This window comes from Microvirga sp. GN3 (assembly GCF_055792825.1).
Window position 1 is genome coordinate 1 of the sequence record NZ_JBVVAK010000021.1, and the last position, 21,866, is coordinate 21,866.

The window sequence follows — 21,866 nt, forward strand, 5'->3', positions numbered from 1 at the left end:
CCCGAACGCTCGAGGCGCTGTGGCGCGCCATCGGTGACATCTGCAACTTGTTCGAGCCCGAGGCATGCCGCAACTACTTCACCGCTGCCGGATATGGATTCGTCTGAATGCCCGAGGCTCTAGCTAGGCCGGCGAGGCACCGAGCCACGCCGACAGCCGCTCGACGATCTTTCTCATCGCTATGAGCGATGCTGGTATGTCTCCAGGCTTCTCAAGTCCATGATCGAGGCCAGGCAGCAGCACGACCTCGGATCCCCTTGCACGGGCCGCCGCGATCTGATGTTCGTCATAGTGGGGATCGGCGGTTCCGATGACGATTATCGACCGTTGCGGGCAACGCCCCATGCCATCGGCCACACCGTAGGTTTTGAAGCCTGGCGTCAGCCAAACGAGATCGGCGGAGGAGAGCTTCGGCTCGTCGGGGGCAACAGCCGTCATCGCGGCGGTTCCCAGCGACTTACCGACGAGGGTGAAATGCTCGTAACGTCCGAGCGCGAACGCGGCATTTATCGCGGCACGGGCATCGGCTCCAATCCAGGCGATCTTGTCCTCCTCGGACAAGGCTGTGAAATCCGCAATCTGATCGTAGGTGTAGTCTATCGACAGCACGTCGTAACCGCGTGCCATAAGAAGCTGGCGCGGGTAATAGAGCGCCGGCATTGAGCTGCGGTAAGTGAACCCGGGAAAGAGCACGGCCAGACGCCGGCTCGTTTGATCCTGCGTGATCAAGGCGCTTGGAATTGCGAGGCCGTCCTGCCCCACAAATGTGAGCTTTTCCTGCTTCATGGTGCGAACCGGTGAATGGACTCCAGATCATGGTAACTGGATCACGTTCACCGGTCAGCAAGCCTAATCGATATCCTCGACCTCTGCACCACCGCCATAGACGCGCTGGGCGAGCGAGGCTTCCATGAAGGGGTCGAGGTCTCCGTCGAGCACGTCCTGCGGGCTGGTCGATTGGGTGCCTGTGCGCAGGTCCTTCACCATCTGATAGGGCTGCAGCACGTAGGAGCGGATCTGATGGCCCCAGCCGATATCCGTCTTGGCGGCGGCTTCGGCATTGGCCTTCTCTTCGCGCTTCTTCAGCTCCGCCTCATAGAGACGGGCACGCAGCATGTTCCAGGCGGTGGCCCGGTTCTTGTGCTGCGAACGCTCCTGCTGGCAGGCCACGACGATGCCGCTCGGAATATGCGTGATGCGCACCGCCGAGTCGGTGGTGTTCACGTGCTGACCACCCGCGCCCGAGGAGCGGAACGTGTCGATGCGGCAGTCGGATTCCTTGATCTCGATGTTGATGCGGTCGTCCACCACCGGATAGACCCAAACCGAGGCGAAGCTCGTATGGCGACGCGCATTCGAGTCGTAGGGCGAGATGCGCACGAGACGATGCACGCCCGACTCGGTCTTGAGCCAACCATAGGCGTTGAGGCCCTTGATCAGGAGCGTGGCGCTCTTGATGCCGGCTTCTTCACCGTCGGTGATTTCGAGAAGCTCGACCTTGTACTTCCGACGCTCGGCCCAGCGGGCATACATGCGCTGGAGCATGTTGGCCCAGTCCTGGCTTTCCGTGCCGCCAGCACCCGAATGCACTTCCACATAGGTGTCGTTGCCATCGGCCTCGCCCGAGAGCAGGGTCTCGACCTGACGGCGGGCAGCCTCGGCCTGAAGGTCGCGGATGGCCTCCTCGCCTTCCTTAATCGTCCCCTCGTCCTCCTCGGCCTCGCCGAGTTCGATCAGGGTGATGGCGTCTTCGAGCTCCTGCTCGAGCCGCTTCACGGCCGAGATCTGGTCCTCGAGTGAGGTGCGCTCGCGCATGACTTTCTGCGCGGCGTCCGCATCGTTCCAGAGGTTGGGATCCTCGGCTTGGGCGTTCAGTTCTGCGAGGCGTCGCTGGGCAGTATCCCAGTCAAAGATGCCTCCTCAGCAGCCCGACTGACTGCTTGGTCTCTTCTACGAGATGTTGGATTTCGGCGCGCATCGTTTCTTTGCTGTCCGTGCCTGTGATGACGGGGTCTTAAGGGGAGCCCTGCATCCTGTAAAGGAGCCCGCACATCAAAACTGACGGATTGCTCCCGACTGAAAATGCAGCCGAGGAACAATCCGTTTTCGTTGTGTGGTGAGCGTTTTCTATAGGGAGCGGGACCGCTCAATACAATCCGCCGGTGCCCACGCCTACGGCCTGGCGGGGCGAACCCGGCCCACCCTGATACTCGACCTGAGGCATTTCCTCAGGCTCCGGCGGCACGTATTGCGGAGGCGACTGGCCGGGCTTGAAGGCTTCGAGAATCGTGCCTCCGCCCTCACCGCCTACGCGGGTGCCGCTGGCGGCATTGACGCGGATCAGCTTGATGCCTGCCGGCACGCGGAACGGCGTCGCCGGCTTGTCCTTGAGCGCCAGTTGCATGAAGTCGCGGAAGACCGGCGCGGCATACTGGCCGGCCGTGGCCGCGCTGCCCAGCGACTTCGGCTGGTCATAGCCGAGGAATACGCCGACGGCGAGGTCAGGCGAGAAGCCGACGAACCACACGTCCTTGGCGTCGTTGGTGGTGCCGGTTTTGCCCGCGAGCGGCTTGCCGACGGCCTTGACGGACTGAGCCGTGCCACGCTGGACCACGCCTTCGAGGATCGAGGTCATCTGGTAGGCGGTCAGCGGGTCGAGCACCTGCTCCCGGGTCTCGGTCAGCTTGGGGGCAGCGCCGCCATCCCACTTTTCCGCATCGCAGGCGGTGCACTTGCGGTCGTCGTGGCGGTAGAGCGTCCGGCCGTTGCGGTCCTGGATCTGGTCGATCAAGGTCGGCTTGATGCGCCGACCACCATTGACGAACATCGAATAGGCGGCCGTCATGCGCATGACCGTGGTCTCGCCGGCGCCGAGCGACATGGAAAGCAGCGGCAGCAGGTCGTCATAGACGCCGAAGCGGCGGGCATATTCCGAGATGGCCGGCATGCCGACCTCGTTGGCGAGGCGCACCGTCATGAGGTTCTTGGAATGCTCGACGCCGTAGCGCAGCGTCCGCAGGCCGCCGGACTTGCCGTCGTAGTTCGACGGCGCCCAGGCTGCCTGACCGGGACCCATGTCGAGCACGAAGGGCGAATCCATGATCTGGTTCGAGGGCGTATAGCCGTTGTCGAGCGCGGTCGCATAGACAATGGGCTTGAACGAGGAGCCCGGCTGGCGCATGGCCTGGATCGCGCGGTTGAACTCGCTCTGGTCGTAGGAGAAGCCGCCCACCATGGCATGAACGCGGCCCGTGTTCGGATCCATGGCGACGATGGCGCCCGAGATCTCGGGGATCTGGCGCAGGCGGAACTGGCCCTGCTTGTCGGCCAGCGGCTCTACATAGACCACATCACCGACGGAGAGCGCGCGCTCGACCGGACGGCGGGTCCATTTCACACCGTCCGCGGTCACGGCACCCGTCTCGCGGTCCTTGACGATCTGACCGGAGGCCTCGCGCTTCGGCTGTAAACCCACCTTGGCCTGTCCGCGAGCGACTTCCAGCACGACCGCCAGACGCCAGGGCTGCACGTCGCCCATCGCCGGCACTTCTGCCAGGGCCAAGCCCCATTCACGGCCGGCGAGATCGATCTTCTGCTGGGCCCCGCGCCAGCCGCGCGCCTCGTCGAAGCGCACGAGACCGTCGACCAGGGACTTGCGGGCCATGGCCTGCATCTTCGGATCGAGGGTCGAGCGGATGAGCAGGCCACCCTCGTAGAGCGTTTCCTCGCCGTAGCGCTCGGCGATGTCGCGCCGCACGCCCTCGGCGAAATAGCCTGAAGCGATGCTGTTCGGGGAGACCACGCGCGGCTTGACGTTAAGCGGCTCCTTCTTCGCCGCTTCGGCCTCCTCATTCGAGATGTAGCCGTTGGCGGCCATGCGCTCGATCACCCAGTTCCGACGCTCGACGGCGGCCTTGCGCTGGCGGAACGGGTGGTAGTTATTCGGCCCCTTGGGCAGGGCGGCGATGTAGGCGGCCTCGGCAATGGTCAGTTCGTGGATGGACTTGCCGAAGTAGTCGAGCGCCGCGGAGGCGATGCCGTGCAGGTTGCGGCCCGGCGTCAGGGTGCCGAGAAAGATCTCGTTGAGATAGAGCTCGAGGATCTTGTCCTTAGAGAAGGTCGTTTCCATCCGCAGCGCGATCAGCGCCTCGCGGATCTTGCGCTCATAGCTGCGCTCGTTGCCGACGAGGAAGTTCTTGGCGACCTGCTGGGTGATGGTCGAGGCGCCCTGCTCCCGCGCCCCGCCGGAGCGGAGATTGACCACGATCGCGCGCATCAGACCCTCGGGATCGATGCCCGGATGCTTGTAGAAATTCTTGTCCTCGGCGGAGAGGAAGGCCTCGATCACGAGCTTGGGCACGGCCTGGATCGGCACGTAGAGCCGGCGCTCACGGGCATATTCGGCGATCAGACTGCCGTCCGAGGCATGGATGCGGGTCATCACCGGCGGCTCGTAATTGGCGAGCTGGGCGTGATCCGGCAGATCCTTCGAATAGAACCAGAATCCATAGGCCAGCCCGACAGCGCCGATCAGGAAGAAGATCGCCCCAATGCTGAAGAGGAAGCCGAAAAATCGTAGGACGAAGCGCATCCGAAGGAGTTCCATGACGGCGCCCATGGCGCCCGTTTATGCAGATCTTGAAACGCGGACCCTCGTTACCCGATGAATCGCGCCCCCGCTACGGGTATCCACACTCTATCTATGGTAAAACTGCGGCAGTGCCCCTGCGGGCTAACCGCGCGGCAAAGAATCGGTCCACGGCCACCGACATAGCCGAGACCATTTTGGCCCGCCATTCCTCGGACATCAACAGGTCCAGATCCTTCTGGCTCGACAGATAGCCGAGCTCGACCAGAACGGAAGGCACGTCATGCGCCCGCAGCACCTGGAAACGCGCCTGCCGGTGGGGATTCTTGTTGAGGCGGGCGACGGAATCGAACTCGCCCACGAGACGGCTTGCAAAATTGTGGGAAAAGCCCCGCGTTTCCCTGAGCGTCAGCTCCATCAGGATGTCGGACACATCGTCTGGCATGTCGCCCGATTCGACGCCTGCCACCGCGTCCGCCTTGTTTTCACGGTCGGCGAGGCGGGCGGAATCAGCGTCGGAGGCCCGCTCGGACCCGGTATAGACCGTCAGCCCCCTCACCTCCTGCCCGCCGGAAATCGAATCCGCATGGACGGAGATGAAGAGATCGGCCTGCGCCACACGCGCGGCGCGCACCCGGTCGCCGAGAGAGACGAATACGTCCTGGTCGCGTGTCATGACGATCTTGTAGCGACCACCTTCCTCGAGCTTCTTCTTCAGCCGCTGGGCGAAGGAGAGGACGAGCTCCTTCTCCATCACGTTACCTGAACCGGCTGCGGCACCCGGATCGATGCCGCCATGGCCGGGATCGATCATGATGACCGGCCGCGCATCCTTGGTTTCCGGGGTGATCGGCGCCGCCGACGCTTCTTTCATCGAAGCTGAATTTTCGAGAGCCGCCTTGCGGAATTCGTCGCGCTCGGCACGGGAGAGCTCGATGGTCAGGATCGTCGCCGCGCCTGTGGCGTCGGGCGTCGTGGTCATGCCTGAGACCAAAGCGGGCTGCGTCAGCTCCATGACCACCCGGGAGCGGCCCGGTGCGAAAAGACCGTAGCGGTAGGAGGCGATGAGGCCTTCCTTGCTGCGCCCTGCGTCGCCTGGAAGATGGAAGGCGACCTCCGGCAGGTCGATGATGACCCGGTCCGGGCGCTCCATCAGCGAGACCTGCGCCGTCACAGCCTTCGACAGGGTAACCTTAAAACGGGTTTTCGCCCCTTCCGACTCGACCGACACGGCCGCGGCAATGGCAGGCGTTCCGGCCTTCGCATTGTCTCCGGCCGCGAAAGCGCGACCGATCCCCATGGCAATGATGATCGCCACGAGGCACGCGCTGACAAGGCGGATGAAGGGGAAAAGGTGCATGATGATCGCTGAGAGGTCTCGCGTCCTTCCTATACTGATAAACGGCCTGTGGTTAACGGAACCTCACGTCGCACCGTGGTTTACCTGAACTCTGTTGCATTCATGGCACAGTGACACGGGATCTTGCCAAATGCCCCAATCGCTCTGTAATGATCTTGATCCCGTCCGGCATGGCCGAATCTGACGGCGGATCCGAAGGAGACGGTTGTGTTGACCGATCCTTCAGGAGACCCGTCACCCTCGACAGGCTCACGGACAGGACCATATGGCGACGCTTGTCGCCACTCGCCGATGGCCGGCTTCCGGCCCATCGATATCTACGAAAGGGCCGTGTCGGATGGTTGCGCACGCAAAGTCAGTTCTGACCTTCGTTTCTGCACCGTTCGAATCGCGCGTTTCATCCCGCGCACGCCCTGGCTTCAACCTTTCCGGCCGAGTGCCGGCCCAATTCAACCCAGAATGCGCCCGCATGCGGCGCATGATGGCGATCGACAGCACTCCGAACGCAAGTTCAAGCCGCCGCCCCTACCAGCGGCGCGCCCATCCGCCCACAATGCGGCCCCTGCCTCAGGTCCTGCCCTCGGTCGCCATGTCGAGAGTTCAACATGGCAAACAAGATGCTCATCGATGCCTCACACCCGGAAGAAACCCGGGTCGTGGTGGTACGTGGTCAGAAGGTCGAAGAATTCGACTTCGAATCCGCTAACAGAAAGCAGCTGCGCGGGAATATCTATCTCGCCAAGGTCACCCGGGTCGAACCGTCCCTCCAGGCGGCCTTTGTGGAATACGGCGGAAACCGCCACGGGTTCCTCGCGTTCAGCGAAATCCATCCCGATTATTATCAGATCCCCGTCGCCGATCGTCAGGCCCTGCTCGAGGCCGAGGCCGAAGCCCAGCGCGAGGAGGAACAGGAAGAAGAGCGCCGCAGCCGCGGCCGCCGTCGCCGTTCCTCTCAGCGCCGCACAGAGAACGACGAGACCGTTGTTTCTACCGAAGCTGAGGCAGGCTCTGACGAGAGCGTAGAAGCTGCTCCCGAGGCTGAAGCTTCCGATGACGCTGAGACTGTCAGCGAAGATCGCGATACGTCGGCTACGGAAGCGGCGGAAGCTGTCGCCCTGGTAATGGCCGAGCATGTGGCTCCAAGCGAGAACGCCGAAGAGGCTGCCGTCGAGGCGGTCGAGGCCTCGGCCCATGTCGAAGCGCCCGATGTCGAGGCTGCGCCGAGCGAAGAGACGGCACGGAGCGACGAGGCGGCGGAAGCCATCGAAGCCCGTGCGCCCGAGGGCGATACGGAAGCCGACGAGGAAGAAGACGAAGAGGACGAAGACGATCAGGACGTGGAAGAGCACGAGATCGTCGAGCAGCTCGGTGGCGACGACGCCATCGAGGATCTTCCCCAGCGCCGGCGCACCCCGCGCAAGCAGTACAAGATCCAGGAAGTCATCAAGCGCCGCCAGATCCTGCTGGTCCAGGTCGTTAAGGAAGAGCGCGGCAACAAGGGCGCGGCGCTCACCACCTATCTGTCGCTCGCCGGACGCTATTCGGTGCTCATGCCCAACACGGGCCGGGGCGGCGGCATCTCCCGCAAGATCACCAATGCGGCCGACCGCAAGCGCCTGAAGGAAATCGCCCAGGAGCTGGAGGTACCCGAGGGAATGGGCATCATCCTGCGCACGGCCGGCGCCTCGCGCACCAAGCCCGAGATCAAGCGCGACTACGAATACCTCATGCGCCTCTGGGAGAGCGTGCGCGAGCTGACCCTCAAGTCGGCAGCCCCGTCCCTGGTCTATGAGGAAGGCTCCCTCATCAAGCGCGCCATCCGCGACCTCTACAACAAGGACATCGACGACGTGATGGTCGCCGGTGAGGAGGGCTATCGCGAGGCCAAGGACTTCATGCGCATGCTCATGCCGAGCCATGCGAAGCTGGTTCAGCCCTACCGCGACCCGCAACCGCTCTTCGCGAAATTCGGCGTCGAAGCCCAGCTCGATGCCATGTTCTCGAACGTGGTCACCCTGAAATCGGGCGGCTACCTCGTGATCAACCCGACGGAAGCCCTCGTTTCCATCGACGTGAACTCCGGCCGTTCGACGCGCGAGCACAATATCGAGGACACGGCGCTCCGCACCAACCTCGAAGCGGCGGAAGAGATCGCCCGTCAGCTCCGCCTGCGCGACCTCGCCGGCCTCGTCGTGATCGACTTCATCGACATGGAGGAGAAGCGCAACAACCGCGCCGTCGAGAAGAAGCTCAACGAGTGCCTGAAGAACGACCGCGCCCGCATCCAGGTCGGCCGCATCTCGCCCTTCGGCCTTCTCGAAATGTCGCGCCAGCGCATCCGCACGGGCGTGCTGGAATCCTCCTCGATCCCCTGCCCGCACTGCGCCGGCACCGGCTTCGTGCGCTCGACGCCGTCGGTTGCCCTGCAGGTGCTGCGCTCGATCGAGGAAACCCTCATCAAGAATGCCAGCTACAACCTCATCGTCCGGACGCGGATGGAGGCGGCGTTCTACATCCTGAACCAGAAGCGCGTTCACCTGCGCGAGCTGGAGCACCGCTTCGGGGTCGCGATCTCCATTATCGCCGACGACAGCCTCCACGGCACCACGACCTATGCCATCGACCGGGGCGAACCCGCCCTGAAGCTCGAGCACAAGTCGGCTGCGACCGGCATCCAAATCGACGCCATCATCCCGGTCGACGAGCCGGAGGAGGAGGTCGAAGTCGAGGCCGAAGAGGAGACCGCCGAGGAAGCTCAGGCCGGCGAGGAGCGCGGCGAGGAAGGTGAAGGCGGTGGACGCCGCCGCCGCCGCCGTCGCCGCCGCCGTGGTCGCGACCGGGAGGCCTTCGCGGGCGAAGAGCGCAGCGAGGAAGGCGCCGAAGCCGGCGAGGCTGAGGGCGAAGCCGACGAGGAAGAGGCCGAGGTCGAGACGTCTGGAGATGAGGCTGCGCCCGTCGAGGCAGCTGAGTCGGACGACGAATCCCGCGGTGGACGCCGCCGCCGTCGCGGTCGTCGCGGCGGCCGTGGACGCGGCCGTGACGAGACGGCCGAGGAATTCGCCATCGAGGAAGGCTTCGTGGCTCCGGACGAGGTTCAGGCAGCACCGGCTCCGGTCGCGGCTGTTCAAGCCGAGACGGAGGAGTCCAGACCCGCAGCTGAGAGCGAGCCGATCGTCGCCGCTCCTCATCCCATCGCTGAAGCCCCTGTCCCGCCGCCGGCTCCCGTCGTTCCAGAGCCGGAACCGGTCGCCGTCGTCCTGACCCCGCCCGATCCGGAGCGCCCGAAGCGGGCTGGCTGGTGGTCCAAGGCCAAGTCGGTCCTGAGCGGATCGTAAAGTTCACAAAGAAATGCCCGGCTTCGAGCCGGGCATTTTCGTTTGAACACGCACTGTCATTCCGGGGCGCACCTTGGTGCGAACCCGGAATCCATAAGCACGACATATCAAGAAGGGGTGAGCAGGGTCGCGCCTCTTTCTGCACCGTTAGCGGTTATGGATCCCGGGCTCCGCTTCGCGGCCCCGGAATGACAGTGTGAGCGATTACCTCAACCACCCCTTCAACCGCGCCACCGTTTCGCGGCAATCGTTCTCCGAGCCGGCGAAAGAAAAGCGCAGGTAATGCGAGCCTTCGACAGGATCGAAGTCGAGGCCTGGCGTGGCGGCGACGCCCGCCTCCTCCAGCATGCGCTTGGAGAAGCCGATGGAATCGTTCGTGAAGCGGGCGATGTCGGCGTAGATGTAGAAGGCCCCATCCACCGGGTGCATCTCGGTGATGCCGACCTTGGGCAGCTCCTCCAGCAAATAGGCGCGATTGCGCGCATAGCCGGCCTTCACGGCCTCGAGCTCCTCCGCCGCATCGAAGGCGGCGAGCGCCGCTACCTGCGAGAGATAGGGCGGCGAGATGTAGAGGTTCTGCGCCAGCCGCTCGATGGGCCGCACGAGGCGGTCCGGCACCACGATCCAGCCGATGCGCCAGCCGGTCATGCAATAGTACTTCGAGAACGAGTTGATCACGACCGCATCGTCATCCGACGCCAAGGCAGTGGACGCAGCCTCGCCATAGGTCAGGCCGTGATAGATCTCGTCGGACACGAACCACAGCCCCAGGCGGCGGCATGTCTCGCCGAGTTCCGCCAATGCCTTGCGGCCGATCATGGTGCCGGAGGGATTAGCCGGACTCATGGCGAGGATGCCGTGCAGGGGCTTCTCCGCATGGGCCTTCTCGATGGCCTGAGCGGTCATGATCCATCCGTCGGCCTTGGCGAGCGGGATCGTCACAGGCTCGATGCCCAGCGCCTCCAGGATATTGCGATAGGCGGGATAGCCCGGTGCCGTGATCGCCACCCGCTGGCCCGGGTCGAAGAGGCTCAAGAAAGCCAGCACGAATCCGGCCGAGGAGCCGGTCGTCACCACCACCCGCTCCGGCGCAATGCTTACGCCGTAAGTATCGCGGTAGTGCCGTGCGATCCGCTCGCGCAGGGCGGAGATGCCGAGCGCCTCGGTGTAGCCGATGCGGCCGAGATCAAGGGCCGCTTTGGCCGCCTCCCGGGCAGCCCGTGGTGCCGGTGCGGAGGGCTGGCCCACCTCCATATGGATGACGCTGTCGCCCCGCCGTTCCTTAGCCGCAGCCGCGCTCAGCACGTCCATGGCGAGGAAGGACGCGACGCGGTCCATGCGGCGCGCGATGAGGGGCGATTGAAGATCGGCGGATGATTTGGTCATGAGAGGCTCGTATCCCGTCGCGGGGGCGGTCTCAAGTCGGTTCACAATGCACCACTGTCATTCCGGGGCCGCGCAGCGGAGCCCGGAATCCATAAACACAACGCCTCCAGAAAGGGCGAATAGCCTTTCACCTCGTTCTGCATCATCGCGGTTATGGATTCCGGGCTCGGCCTTTGGCCGCCCCGGAATGACAGTAAGAGCTCAAAACGAACCCGTGATTTGACGCCGCACTCCCTTAACCGCTAACTCGCAATAGAACAGACGAGTCTCAAGTCCGCCTTGAACCGCGTTTACAGGCCAGACTTGTCTCAAGGAATTCCCGTAAAAGGACCGGATATGCGCTCTTCGCTTCTCAAACTCGGCCAGGCCATCGCCCTCATCGGCACGCTGGCCATCGCTCCCGCCGCGATGGCGCAGAGTGCGGTCTTCAACGAACAGCAGAAGCAGGCCATCGGAGAGATTGTGAAGGATTATCTCCTGAAGAACCCGGAGGTCCTGACCGAGGTCATCGCCGAGCTTGAGAAGCGCCAGTCGGAAGCGCAGCAGGTCGCCCAGGCCAGCGCCGTGAAGGAAACGAAACAGTCGCTCCTGAACGCCTCCCATTCCTACGTGGTCGGCAACCCTTCGGGCGACGTCACCCTGGTGGAATTCTTCGATTACAATTGCGGCTACTGCAAGAAAGCGTTGGCCGACGTCCAGACGCTGATGAAGAGCGATCCGAAGCTGCGTGTCGTGCTGAAAGATTTCCCGGTTCTCGGACCCGATTCCGTCGAGGCGAGCCGCGTGGCCCTGGCGGTCAAGAACCAGCTCCAGGGTCAAAAACTCTTCGACTACCACGTGAAGGTCATGGACAGCCGCGGTCGGGTGAACGGCGAGCGCGCCATGGCGGTCGCCAAGGACATGGGCCTCGACATGGCTCGCCTGCAGAAGGACATGGAGGGCGCCGAGGTCCGGAACGCTCTCCAGGAGAACATGGCACTCGGCGACAAGCTGAGCCTGACCGGCACGCCCGCCTTCATCGTCGGTGAGACCGTGATCCCCGGCGCCGTCGGCCTCGACCCGTTGAAGCAGCTCGTGGACAACGTCCGCCAATGCGGCAAGGCGAGCTGCGGTTAAGGTTTCGCGCCCTGATCTGCTCCACTTCATCACCGGCCTTGTGCCGATGATCCCGATTGGATGAAGCGGAGTGCTTTTAAGAAGCGAGATGGCAGGGACAAGCCCGGCCATAACGTGAAAACGGTCCAATTACCCTTCGGAAACCACGCCTAGCTTGGGAAAGCCTTGGTTTTCCCCTTCCCCCCTGCCCGCCTTTTGGCTAAGAGGGCGTTTCAGCTCCGCCTTGCGGAGCACAGGAACGCTCCTTCTCACGATGACCACTGTCTTCGTCCTCAACGGACCCAACCTCAACCTGCTCGGCCGCAGAGAGCCCCAAGTCTATGGCAGCACGACGCTGCAGGACATCGAGAAGCTCGTGCGCGAAAAGGCGGAAGCCTTGGGGACAGCTGTCACGTTCCGCCAGTCGAACCACGAGGGACATCTGGTCGACTGGATCCAGGAAGCGGGCGCTCAGGGAGCCGGCATCGTCATCAATGCCGGCGCCTATACCCACACCTCGATCGCGCTGCGCGACGCCATTTCCGGCAGCGGCGCTCCGACGGTCGAGATCCATATTTCGAATGTTCATGCTCGCGAGGGCTTTCGCCATCGTTCGCTCATAGCGCCCGTCTCCGTCGGCGTGATCTGTGGTTTCGGGCCCATGAGCTACGTGCTCGGCCTGGAAGCGGTTCACCGGGTGATGGCCGAGCGGGTCCGCCAGGCAAAGTCGTCCCAGCACTAGTTCCTCAGGAAGTAGAGGTAAGCCCCATGGCCAAGGAAAACCCTTTCGATCCCGATCTCGTCCGTGAGCTGGCGAACCTGATCGCCGACACGGATCTCAGCGAGATCGAAGTGGAGAAGGGCGACCTTCGCATCCGCGTGGCGCGCACGATCACCGCCGCCGTCACGGTTCCGATGGCGGCCCCTGCCGCGCTTGCTCCCGCCCCGGTCATCGCGCCGCCTCCGGCTGCTGCCGAGGTGCCTGCAGGGGCAAAGCCCGGCGCACCGCACCCCGGCGCCGTGCTCTCCCCCATGGTCGGCACTGCCTACCGCAAGCCCTCGCCAGAGGCGAAGGCCTTCGTCGAGATCGGCTCCAAGGTCCAGGCCGGCGACAAGGTCCTGCTCGTCGAGGCCATGAAGACCTTCAACGAGATCGTGGCGCCCCGCGCCGGCACCGTGACCGCCATCTATGTCGAAGACGGAACTCCTGTTGAATACGGCGAACCCCTCCTCGTCATCGAGTAAGGCGCGACATGTTCGATAAGATCCTCATTGCCAATCGCGGCGAGATCGCCCTGCGGATTCTTCGCGCCGCGAAGGAGCTCGGCATCGCCACCGTTGCGGTGCATTCCACCGCCGACGCCGACGCCATGCATGTGCGGCTTGCCGACGAGAGCGTCTGCATCGGCCCGCCGGCCGCGCGCGACAGCTATCTCAACATCCCGGCGCTCATCGCCGCCTGCGAGATCACCGGCGCGGATGCGATCCATCCCGGCTACGGCTTCCTCTCTGAGAATGCGCGTTTCGCGGAGGTGCTGGAGCATCACCGCATCGCCTTCATCGGCCCCAAGGCGGAGCATATCCGCATCATGGGCGACAAGATCGAGGCCAAGCGCACCGCCAAACGCCTCGGCATCCCCTGCGTGCCCGGCTCCGAAGGCGGCATCAACGACGAGGCCGAAGCCAAGAAGGTTGCCAAGGACATCGGCTACCCGGTCATCATCAAAGCGGCCGCCGGCGGCGGCGGACGCGGCATGAAGGTGGCACGCAACGAGGACGACCTCGTCCATGCCTTTCAGACGGCCCGCACCGAGGCCAAGGCCGCTTTCGGCGACGATGCGGTCTATATCGAGAAATATCTCGAGAAGCCGCGCCACATCGAGATCCAGGTTCTCGGCGACGGCAAGGGCAACGCCATCCATCTCGGCGAGCGCGACTGCTCCCTGCAGCGCCGCCACCAGAAGGTGTGGGAAGAAGGCCCCTCGCCGGCTCTCAATGTCGAGATGCGCGAGCGCATCGGCGGCATCGTGGCGAAAGCCATGCAGGACCTGAAATATGCCGGCGCCGGAACCATCGAGTTCCTCTACGAGGACGGCGAGTTCTACTTCATCGAGATGAACACCCGCATCCAGGTGGAGCACCCCGTCACGGAGATGATCACCGGCATCGATCTGGTGAACGAGCAGATCCGCGTCGCGGCCGGCCATCCACTCTCGGTCACACAGGAAGACGTCAAGATCGAGGGCCATGCCATCGAGTGCCGCGTGAATGCCGAGCATCCCTCGACCTTCCGCCCCTCGCCCGGCACGATCAGCTATTTCCACCCACCGGGTGGCCTCGGCGTGCGCGTCGATTCGGCGGCCTATCAGGGCTACCGCATCCCGCCGCATTACGATTCCCTCGTGGGCAAGCTCATCGTTCATGGCCGCACTCGCAACGAGTGTCTCATGCGCCTGCGCCGGGCCCTCGACGAGTTCGTGGTCGACGGCATCGACACCACGCTGCCCCTCTTCCGCACCCTTGTGCGCAACCCGGAGATTCAGAACGGCCAGTACGACATCCACTGGCTCGAGAACTTCCTGAAGACCGGCGGCCTGGGCGACGAGCAGGCCTGAGTCCAGCTCAGCAGGGCAGTGCTTCGACGCAAGTGAGCACTGCCCGATGGGCAGTAGGCGCGTCCGGAAAGGATGCTCGATTTGCTGACCCAGGAAGGCGGGGACGTTCCCCGCATCGGCTCCGAGCGGAAAAGTTATTCGCGACGGAGGAACGAGATTGTCATCCGGAGCCTTGCGACGCCCGGGACCTGAACTCGTCCGGTCGCTTTGTCGCATCAGAAAGTGGACTGTCGTTGGACGGCTTCTTCGTTCCTTGGTACAAAATCAAGCATGAGCCATGCGTCTGACCACGCAATCGACATCACTCCTGACATTCTTCTGAAAGCCTATGCGGCTGGCATCTTTCCTATGGCGGAGGATGCGGACGATCCTTCGCTGTTCTGGGTCGAGCCGCGCGAGCGAGGGATCATACCTCTCGACGATTTTCACATCTCCAAGCGGCTGGCGCGCACCGTCCGCTCGGATCAGTTCCAGGTCTGGGTCGACCGGGATTTCGACGGGGTCGTGGCCGGCTGCGCCGCGCCTGGCGTCGATCGTGAAAAGACCTGGATCAGCCGGCGCATCCGCGAGCTCTATGGCGAGCTCTTTGATGCCGGCTATTGCCATACGGTAGAAGTCTATCGGGACGACCGCCTTGTCGGCGGCCTCTATGGCGTGCGCCTCAACGGCGCCTTCTTCGGCGAGAGCATGTTCCATACGGAACGGGACGCCTCCAAGGTCGCCCTCGTGCATCTGGTGGCGCGCCTGCGCCGGGGCGGGTTCTCGCTCCTCGACACCCAGTTCGTAACCTCGCACCTGGCGCAGTTCGGCGCGGTCGAAGTGCCCAGGCGCACCTACAAGCAGATGCTGCGCAATGCCATGGAGCATGGTGCCAATTGGGATTCCTGGCCCCGAGGCAAGATTGTCAGCGGCGAGGACGCCCTCACCGCCATCACGGCTTGAATTCAGCGATCCGTATTGATGAGCGGCGCGGGAGCCGGGCGCCGAACCGGCTGCCGCTGCTGAGGCGCGGGCTGACGCAGTGGCTCTGTCTCGACGGCAGGCGGGCGCGGTGCCGTGGTATCGGTCGGCGCCATGATATCGCCCGGCCGTCCTGTCTCGCTCGGAGCCCGTGCCGTATCCTGAATCGGCGGCAATTCCTCGGGCAGCTCCTTCGGCTCAGTGATGATCTCCGTGCCGCCTTTGCAGTCGACGAGCCAGATATCGTAAACCGGGTGCTCCAGGCCGTGCAGGCCGGGGCTCGCGGCAAACAGCCAGCCGGAGAAGACACGCTTGGTCTTTCCGTCGGTGCCGGGCTCGTCCACCTCGATAAAGGAGGTGGTGTTCGGCGTTTCCGTCGGCGGCTTGGTGAAGCAGACCCGCGGCGTCATCTGCAACGCGCCGAACTGGACGGTCTCGTCAATTCCGACCTCGAACGACACGATGCGCCCGGTGATCTTGTCGAGGCCCGAGAAGACGGCAGTCGGATTCTTGATCCGGTCCGCCTGAGCCGTACCAAGGCTGCCGATTACCGATGCGAGCACGAAAGCCGCCCGCGTCCATCCGAGTTTCATCATCTTACCTAAGCCAAGTTCGATTGGCGGTTCTTGTCCGGCCTGTCTGGCCGCAACCCCTTGTCCCGGCAACGCGATAACACGCGAACCATGATGGAAAAAGGGCAAGCCGGAAAGATGATACTTTGAGGTCAAGTTGCTAAGCTTGGCTTCATGATGCTCCGGCAGAGAAAGCAAGCAGCGACATGGACGACGCTCGCAACCATCTCGGGTTCCTCTCACGCGATGAAACGATTGCCCTCGCCCGACGTGGAATTCTGGTGCCGGATCCAGGCTCGGTGCTGGTCTCAGGCGATGTGCGGCTCGCGGAGGACGTCGTCCTCTGGCCCAATGTGATTCTCCAGATCTCGGCAGGCGGGAGCATCGCCATCGGTCGGGGAACGCATCTCTTTCCCGGAACCCGCATCGTCGCGGCAGGTGGATCGGTCGCGATCGGAGCCGAAGCAGAAGTTGGCGAGGAAGGCGGCTTCACCTTCAAGGCCAGTGCCGGCGAGACCATCGACATCGGCGATGGCGTCCGTCTCCTCGGGGGAGGCTCGCTCACCCTGTCGAACCGAATCGGCCGTGGCGCTCAGATCCTCGGTCCCATCCGCTGTCAGAACTGCACCTTGGCCGATGGCGAAACCTATCGCGATCCCGAGCCGGATGCGCGTGGCGGCGTTCTAAAGGGATCAGGCGTCGCACGCGGGATCGAGGTGCCGCAGGGCCATGTCATCCAGGCCTTCGGCCCGTTTGCCGACGCCGTCATGCAACGGCAGTCCTATTTCCACCTGAAGGGCTAAGCCTGTTCAGGACCAATCCTGCTCTAAGGGATTCGGGGCTGGTTCCTTCATCGGATCGCCCTCCCTCTCGCGTCGCTCGAAATGGGCCACGGAGCAGGCATGGGAGCACAGGATCCCACGATCCGACCAATAGGCGGGACCGTTCTCGATTCGGCCGTAATGGTAGCCGAAATCGGGATGGCCATAAGCGAGGCCGCATTCGATGCAGGTGCGGGGCTGGGTACGTTTCAGCATGGGCTCGCAGAAGAAAGGCCTTTAGAGGCCTTACTCCCCCGGCGTCCAAGGCACGTAATCGCCGGTAGCGGGCGGGCGCTTTCCGGTCGAGAGGCTGGAGCCCTGCGGACGATAGGCCTGGGCGGTGCCGGTCATGTTGGGCACAAAGGGCTTTTCCCAGGCATACGCCCTGTAGGTCTCCTCGCTCGGAGCGACATCGCCGTTATGGCACAGCCAGGCCCGCCAGCCGGGTGGGACCTTCGAGGCATCGGCGTAGCCGTTATAGATAACCCAGCGGCGCTCGGCGCCCACATTCGAATCGATCGGAATGGGCTGCGTATAGCGGTAGTATTTGTTGCCGAACTCGTCCTCACCCACGAACTGCCCCTTGCGCCAAGTGAAGAATCGCGTGCCGAGGGTCTGTCCATTCCACCAGGTAAAAAACTGGGCCAAAAACTCTTTCATCACTACCGCCGAAGGGGTTCCTGAAGTTGCGCGGAATATGGCCGGAGCAGGAGGCGAAGTCCAGCCTTCTGAGTCGCGAAAACCCGCAACTGATTCTCGGATTCGGTACCTCGCAATCGCCGCAAGGCAAAACTCCCGCATTCAGGCCGTTTTGGGGCTCGGGACGGACCTTTCAGAGGCCAGGTCACGGACGCCACCGATTGATGCGCCGGCACAACATCTATCGCCATTTCGAGGCGACCTTGAGCCGGCGAAGCGTGGCCGCAGAGAAACCTCTGAAAGGATTCTCAAAGGAGTCTCTGAGGCTTAGCTACTTTTCCACATTCTTAACAATCTTCCACTATATATAGTTGGAACCGTGAGCCACGACACAAGTTCTTGACGTAAGGCTCGCAACACGACTAGCTTGCCGGGGTACCGATCAGAGACCGGCGACCGACCCAAAAAGGCCGGTTGAACACTCCCCAGAGTAAGCGTCAGAGCTCCGTGGCAACATGATTGCCGCGCGACTTGTGGCGTCTGGAGGAGGCTGTAACTCGGGCGGTTACGTGTGGCGATCCGAAAGAACGGGTCGTTGGGGCGTCGAACAATAATTTGGGCTGATGAGCTGCGGGGCAAATCGCGGCCATGGGGACGCTTGTCCCCAATACTTGGGAATCTGACTATGCGGATCGAGCGGCGTTATACGAAAACTGGCCAATCGCCTTATTCCTCCCTCGCCTTCCGGCTCGCCACGAGCGAGATCCGCAATCCGGATGGCTCGGTCGTCTTCAAGCTTGAGAACATCGAGGTGCCGGAGACCTGGAGCCAGGTGGCCTCCGACGTGCTGGCCCAGAAATATTTCCGCAAGGCCGGGGTGCCTGCCCACCTCAAGAAGGTCGAGGAGAACGACGTTCCCTCCTGGCTGTGGCGCTCCGTTCCCGACGAGGCGGCGCTTGGCTCCCTCCCCGAGGATCAGCGCTTCGGCTCCGAGATTTCCTCCAAGCAGGTCTTCGACCGCCTCGCCGGCTGCTGGACCTATTGGGGCTGGAAGGGCGGCTATTTCTCCTCCGAGGAGGACGCCCAGGCCTTCTATGACGAGCTGCGCTACATGCTCGCCAACCAGATGGTGGCGCCGAACTCGCCGCAATGGTTCAACACCGGCCTGCACTGGGCCTACGGCATCGACGGCCCCGGCCAGGGTCACTTCTATGTGGACTACAAGACCGGCAAGCTGACGAAGTCGAAGTCGGCCTACGAGCATCCGCAGCCGCATGCCTGCTTCATCCAGGGCGTCGAGGACGACCTGGTGAACGAGGGCGGCATCATGGACCTGTGGGTCCGCGAGGCGCGCCTGTTCAAGTACGGCTCCGGCACCGGCTCCAACTTCTCCAAGCTGCGCGGCGAGGGCGAAAAACTCTCCGGCGGCGGCCGCTCCTCCGGCCTGATGTCCTTCCTCAAGATCGGTGACCGCGCGGCCGGCGCGATCAAGTCCGGCGGCACCACGCGACGCGCGGCGAAGATGGTCGTGGTCGATGTCGATCACCCGGATATCGAGAGCTACATCGACTGGAAGGTGAAGGAGGAGCAGAAGGTTGCGGCGCTCGTGACCGGCTCGAAGCTCGGCAACAAGCACCTCAAGGCCATCATGAAGGCCTGCGTGAACTGCGAGGCCGAAGGCGATGCCTGCTTCGATCCGGAGAAGAACCCGGCCCTGAAGAAGGAGATCAAGCTGGCGCGCCGGGTCATGATCCCGGACAACTATATCAAGCGCGTCATCCAGTTCGCCAAGCAGGGCTACACCGACATCGACTTCCCGATCTACGACACCGATTGGGATTCGGATGCCTACCTCACGGTCTCCGGCCAGAACTCCAACAACTCCGTCTCTCTGACGGACGACTTCCTCCGCGCCGTCGAGACCGATGCCGACTGGCACCTCAAGGCGCGCAAGGACGGCAAGGTCCTGAAGACCCTGAAGGCGCGCGACCTATGGGAGCAGATCGGCCACGCCGCCTGGGCTTCCGCCGATCCCGGCCTGCACTTCAACACCACCATGAACGACTGGCACACCAGCCCTGCCGGTGGCCGCATCCGGGCGTCGAATCCCTGCTCGGAATACATGTTCCTGGACGACACGGCGTGCAATCTTGCCTCCGCCAACCTGCTGCAGTTCTTCGACCGCCAGAACCACAAGTTCGACGCCGACTCGTTCGAGCATGCCTGCCGCCTATGGACGGTGGTGCTCGAAATCTCGGTGATGATGGCGCAGTTCCCGTCGAAGGAGATCGCGCAGCTCTCCTACGAGTACCGCACGCTCGGCCTCGGCTTCGCCAATATCGGCGGTCTGCTCATGACCATGGGCCTTCCTTACGACTCCGACGCGGGCCGCGCGCTCGGCGGCGCGCTCACCGCGATCATGACCGGCGTGTCCTATGCCACCTCCGCCGAGATGGCGGGCGAGCTCGGACCGTTCCCGAACTACAAGGCCAACGCGAAGCACATGCTGCGCGTGATCCGCAACCATCGCCGCGCGGCGCATGGCGAGGCCGCCGGCTACGAGGGCCTTGCCGTCAACCCGGTCCCGCTCGATCACGCCTCCTGCCCGGATGCGGACCTCGTCACCCATGCCAAGGCGGTCTGGGACCGCGCGCTCGAACTCGGCGAGAAGAACGGCTACCGCAACGCGCAGGCCACCGTGATCGCGCCCACCGGCACGATCGGCCTCGTGATGGATTGCGACACCACCGGCATCGAGCCCGACTTCGCGCTAGTGAAGTTCAAGAAGCTCGCCGGCGGCGGCTACTTCAAGATCATCAATCGGGCCGTGCCCGACGCGCTGCGCGCCTTAAAGTATCGCGAGCACGAGATCGCCGAGATCGAGGCCTATGCGGTCGGCCACGGCTCCATGAAGCAGGCGCCTGCCATCAACCCCGGCTCGCTTCGCGCGAAGGGCTTCACGGATGAGAAGATCGACGCAGTGGAGAAGGGCCTGAAATCGGCCTTCGACATCAAGTTCGTCTTCAACCGCTGGACCCTCGGTGAAGACTTCCTCACCGGCACGCTCAAAGTCCCGGCGGAGAAGCTCAACGATCCGTCCTTCGACCTGCTCGCCTTCCTCGGCTTCTCGAAGGCCGACGTTGAAGCCGCGAACATCCACATCTGCGGAGCGATGACGCTGGAAGGCGCGCCGTTCCTGAAGGTGGAGCATTACGCGGTGTTCGATTGCGCCAATCCGTGCGGCAAGATCGGCAAGCGCTATCTCTCGGTCGAGAGCCACATCCGCATGATGGCGGCGTCGCAGCCCTTCATCTCGGGCGCGATCTCCAAGACCATCAACATGCCGAACGACGCCACCGTCGAGGATTGCAAGAACGCCTACATGCTGTCCTGGAAGCTGGCGCTCAAAGCAAACGCCCTCTACCGCGACGGCTCCAAGCTCTCGCAGCCGCTCAACTCCGCCCTCATCGCCGATGAGGACGAGGATGCGGAGGACGCCGCAGAGCACGTCGCCGCCCTCCCCGCCGCCGCGAAAGCCGCGCATGTGTCGGAGAAGATCGTCGAGAAGATCGTCGAGCGCGTCGTGGCCCTGCGCGACCGCGAGAAGATGCCCGACCGCCGCAAGGGCTACACCCAGAAGGCCGTCGTCGGCGGACACAAGGTGTATCTGCGCACCGGCGAATACGACGATGGACGCCTCGGCGAGATCTTCATCGACATGCACAAGGAAGGCGCCGCCTTCCGGGCGATGATGAACAACTTCGCCATCGCGATCTCGCTCGGCCTGCAATACGGCGTGCCGCTGGAGGAATACGTGGAGGCCTTCACCTTCACGCGCTTCGAGCCGGCCGGCTTCGTCCAGGGCAACGAGCGCATCAAGTCCGCGACCTCGATCCTCGACTACGTGTTCCGCGAGCTCGCGGTCTCGTATCTCTCCCGCAACGACCTCGCCCACGTCGATCCGTCGGAAGCAGGCCCCACCACCATCGGCTCGGGCGAAGCCCAGTCGAAGGCGCCGGAGCCTGCGCCTGCCACCGCCGTCGTCTCCCGCGGCTTCACCCGCGGCACCGTCGACCGCCTCATGCTGATCCCCGGCGGCGGCGCCGGCAGCACCGGAGGCAGTATCCAGCGCACACCCGGTCTGACCGTCGGCGCGAACGCCCTCAAGGGTGAACTCGCTCCGGCCGGCGCGCCGGTGGAGGAGAAGGTCGGCGAAGCCGAAATGTCCAATCTCGCCTTCGCAGCCCCGGCCCCGTCGATTGCCGACAAGCGCGCTGAGGCCAAGATGAAGGGCTATGTCGGCGAAGCCTGCCCCGAATGCGCGAACTTCACGCTGGTGCGGAATGGGACGTGCCTGAAGTGCGATACCTGCGGCAGCACGACGGGGTGCTCGTAAGCACGTAACTTTTCTGATGCCGCCCCCAAAAGGGGCGACATCACCTGTTAATGTCCGTCACGACGCATCGCATAAGAGCGTCGTGACGGACAGAACCGG

At 63.6% G+C, this 21,866-nt stretch carries 16 protein-coding genes and 1 pseudogene; 9 read left to right on the forward strand and 8 right to left on the reverse strand.

Going from position 1 to position 21,866, the window contains the following annotated elements; all coding sequences use genetic code 11:
* Positions 1–107 (forward strand): annotated as a pseudogene (locus ACS5Q1_RS12570) (IS630 family transposase); the annotation flags it as partial.
* 16 nt (positions 108–123) lie between these two features.
* Here the strand turns inward: ACS5Q1_RS12570 and ACS5Q1_RS12575 are convergent.
* From ACS5Q1_RS12575 to ACS5Q1_RS12590, 4 genes are all read right to left on the reverse strand, one after another.
* Positions 124–786, reverse strand: coding sequence for an alpha/beta fold hydrolase (locus ACS5Q1_RS12575; protein ID WP_473098528.1), 663 nt, complete (start codon positions 784–786; stop codon positions 124–126).
* Between the two features lie 63 nt (positions 787–849).
* A protein-coding gene (gene prfB, locus ACS5Q1_RS12580; protein WP_203443661.1) for a peptide chain release factor 2 occupies positions 850–1,978 on the reverse strand; the annotation gives its coding sequence in 2 pieces (ribosomal slippage) (positions 850–1,908 and positions 1,910–1,978; 1,128 coding nt in all).
* A 168-nt stretch (positions 1,979–2,146) separates the two neighbouring features.
* A complete protein-coding gene (locus ACS5Q1_RS12585; RefSeq protein ID WP_473098590.1) occupies positions 2,147–4,591 on the reverse strand; it encodes a penicillin-binding protein 1A in 2,445 nt (814 codons plus the stop codon).
* Between the two features lie 109 nt (positions 4,592–4,700).
* Entirely contained in the window at positions 4,701–5,948 is a 1,248-nt protein-coding gene (locus tag ACS5Q1_RS12590) for an N-acetylmuramoyl-L-alanine amidase (RefSeq protein ID WP_473098529.1), read from the reverse strand.
* A 605-nt stretch (positions 5,949–6,553) separates the two neighbouring features.
* Here ACS5Q1_RS12590 and ACS5Q1_RS12595 point away from each other — a divergent pair.
* Positions 6,554–9,283, forward strand: a complete 2,730-nt coding sequence (locus tag ACS5Q1_RS12595; protein ID WP_473098530.1) for an Rne/Rng family ribonuclease — start codon at positions 6,554–6,556, stop codon at positions 9,281–9,283.
* Between the two features lie 204 nt (positions 9,284–9,487).
* On the opposite strand, the gene ACS5Q1_RS12600 is transcribed toward ACS5Q1_RS12595, so the two are convergent.
* Positions 9,488–10,669: a pyridoxal phosphate-dependent aminotransferase gene (locus ACS5Q1_RS12600; RefSeq protein ID WP_473098531.1), complete on the reverse strand. Its 1,182-nt coding sequence runs from the start codon at positions 10,667–10,669 to the stop codon at positions 9,488–9,490.
* A 336-nt stretch (positions 10,670–11,005) separates the two neighbouring features.
* Between ACS5Q1_RS12600 and ACS5Q1_RS12605 the strand changes: the two genes are divergently transcribed.
* The 5 genes from ACS5Q1_RS12605 (at position 11,006) to aat (ending at position 15,321) form a co-directional block, all read left to right on the forward strand.
* The gene (locus tag ACS5Q1_RS12605; RefSeq protein WP_473098532.1) at positions 11,006–11,785 is read left to right on the forward strand and encodes a DsbA family protein; all 780 of its coding nucleotides are present in this window, start codon (positions 11,006–11,008) and stop codon (positions 11,783–11,785) included.
* A 253-nt stretch (positions 11,786–12,038) separates the two neighbouring features.
* Positions 12,039–12,506, forward strand: a complete 468-nt coding sequence (gene aroQ / locus ACS5Q1_RS12610; protein WP_473098533.1) for a type II 3-dehydroquinate dehydratase — start codon at positions 12,039–12,041, stop codon at positions 12,504–12,506.
* A 26-nt stretch (positions 12,507–12,532) separates the two neighbouring features.
* Positions 12,533–13,009, forward strand: coding sequence for an acetyl-CoA carboxylase biotin carboxyl carrier protein (gene accB, locus ACS5Q1_RS12615; RefSeq protein ID WP_203443655.1), 477 nt, complete (start codon positions 12,533–12,535; stop codon positions 13,007–13,009).
* 8 nt (positions 13,010–13,017) lie between these two features.
* Positions 13,018–14,379 carry an acetyl-CoA carboxylase biotin carboxylase subunit gene (accC, locus tag ACS5Q1_RS12620; protein ID WP_203443654.1) on the forward strand — a complete coding sequence of 454 codons (1,362 nt, stop codon included), beginning with the start codon at positions 13,018–13,020 and terminating at the stop codon, positions 14,377–14,379.
* A gap of 270 nt (positions 14,380–14,649) precedes the next feature.
* On the forward strand, positions 14,650–15,321 hold the full coding sequence (gene aat / locus ACS5Q1_RS12625) for a leucyl/phenylalanyl-tRNA--protein transferase (RefSeq protein ID WP_203443652.1): 672 nt from the start codon (positions 14,650–14,652) through the stop codon (positions 15,319–15,321).
* A 2-nt stretch (positions 15,322–15,323) separates the two neighbouring features.
* On the opposite strand, the gene ACS5Q1_RS12630 is transcribed toward aat, so the two are convergent.
* Positions 15,324–15,935 carry a DUF2155 domain-containing protein gene (locus tag ACS5Q1_RS12630; RefSeq protein ID WP_473098534.1) on the reverse strand — a complete coding sequence of 204 codons (612 nt, stop codon included), beginning with the start codon at positions 15,933–15,935 and terminating at the stop codon, positions 15,324–15,326.
* Between the two features lie 182 nt (positions 15,936–16,117).
* On the opposite strand from ACS5Q1_RS12630, the gene ACS5Q1_RS12635 reads away from it, so the two are divergent.
* Positions 16,118–16,714 (forward strand): hypothetical protein, encoded by a 597-nt coding sequence (locus ACS5Q1_RS12635; protein ID WP_473098535.1) that lies wholly within the window; start codon positions 16,118–16,120, stop codon positions 16,712–16,714.
* Positions 16,715–16,720: 6 nt separating this feature from the next.
* Here ACS5Q1_RS12635 and ACS5Q1_RS12640 read toward each other — a convergent pair whose 3' ends face one another.
* Together ACS5Q1_RS12640 and ACS5Q1_RS12645 are read right to left on the reverse strand one after the other, a co-directional pair.
* Positions 16,721–16,948, reverse strand: coding sequence for a hypothetical protein (locus tag ACS5Q1_RS12640; protein WP_473098536.1), 228 nt, complete (start codon positions 16,946–16,948; stop codon positions 16,721–16,723).
* Between the two features lie 30 nt (positions 16,949–16,978).
* Entirely contained in the window at positions 16,979–17,392 is a 414-nt protein-coding gene (locus ACS5Q1_RS12645) for an NADH:ubiquinone oxidoreductase subunit NDUFA12 (protein ID WP_473098537.1), read from the reverse strand.
* A 664-nt stretch (positions 17,393–18,056) separates the two neighbouring features.
* Between ACS5Q1_RS12645 and ACS5Q1_RS12650 the strand changes: the two genes are divergently transcribed.
* Entirely contained in the window at positions 18,057–21,767 is a 3,711-nt protein-coding gene (locus ACS5Q1_RS12650) for a vitamin B12-dependent ribonucleotide reductase (RefSeq protein ID WP_473098538.1), read from the forward strand.
* The last annotated feature ends 99 nt before the right edge of the window (positions 21,768–21,866 follow it).